Raw genomic sequence first — 1061 nt, 5'->3', positions numbered from 1 at the left:
AGAGGTCGTTTTCTCCCAGTGTTTCATCCCGGAATCGACTGTTTGGTCTGCGGTGTCGGGTCGCGCCAGGAGATGGCGTTCTCGCTGGTGAGGCGGCGGGCCATGAGGTCGGTCATAGCAATGTGGATCATGGCTTCGGAGCGTTCAGGGAGTGTCTCGTAGTCGCGGGCGAGGCGGCGGTGGAGCATGAGCCAGCCGTAGGTCCGCTCGACCGCCCACCGCTTCGGGATCGGGGTGAATCCCCTGGTCCCGGGGGTGCGGGCGGTGATCTCCATGTCGATGCCGAGGGTGGCTGCGTGCTCGACGAGGTGCTGGCGGTAGCCGCCGTCGACCCACACCTTGCGGATGCCGGGGTGTTCGGCGGCGACCTGGTCCAAGAGCCGGGTGCCGGCCACCGAGTCCTGCACGCTCGCCGCAGTGACCAGCACCGCCATCAGGAGCCCGATCGTGTCGGTGACGATGCTCCGCTTCCTGCCCACGATCTTCTTGCCCGCGTCGATGCCCTGACTCGAGGCATGGACGCTGGTGGAAGTCTTGACGCTCTGTGCGTCGATCACGCAGGCCGACGGCTCGGCGTCCCGCCCTTCCTTCTGCCGCAACAGCTGCCGGAGCAGACCGTTGAGCTGGGCGAATACCCCTTCCTGCTGCCACTTGGCGAAGTAGCCGTAGACCGTGTTCCAGTTCGGGAAGTCGTGCGGGAGATAGCGCCACTGGACCCCGGTCCGGTCCACGTACAAGATCGCGTCCATGATGTCGCGCAGGTCGTGCTCGGGCGGCCGGCCGAAGTCCAGGGCCCTGCCCCGGCGCTCGAAACGCCAGGCCGCAAGGACCGGCTCGATCAACTCCCAGCGGGCATCGGACAGATCACTCGGATACGGGCGTCGCTTCGGCATGCTTCCGGCATACCGCCTGGGACCGAGTGCGCCCAGGCGCACAGCAACGACGAGGGAAGCACACGACCGCGAAGGCCGGACGTCCTGGGATGAGACAGACACACGTCGCATCCCGTCCCACCCGTCACCCCACCCGGCGCCCAGGCACCCACCACCTCTGCAACCTCA

General features: G+C 67.0%; 1 protein-coding gene. It reads right to left on the bottom strand.

The window, feature by feature from the left end; translation table 11 throughout:
- Positions 1 to 23 precede the first annotated feature (23 nt).
- Complete coding sequence (locus tag ACFUJR_RS39380) at positions 24 to 893, bottom strand: IS5 family transposase (RefSeq protein WP_383181808.1); 870 nt, start codon at positions 891 to 893, stop codon at positions 24 to 26.
- Positions 894 to 1061 lie beyond the last annotated feature (168 nt).

The organism is Streptomyces sp. NPDC057271 (genome assembly GCF_042668715.1).
Classification (GTDB): Bacteria; Actinomycetota; Actinomycetes; order Streptomycetales; family Streptomycetaceae; genus Streptomyces.
Note: the sequence above shows the minus strand (reverse complement) of the source record. Positions and strands in the feature narration are given on the sequence as shown.

Bases quoted from the DNA above. Each gene is read 5' to 3' on its own strand.
- ACFUJR_RS39380 (WP_383181808.1), bottom strand. From the start codon at position 893: ATGCCGAAGCGACGCCCGTATCCGAGTGATCTGTCCGATGCCCGCTGG.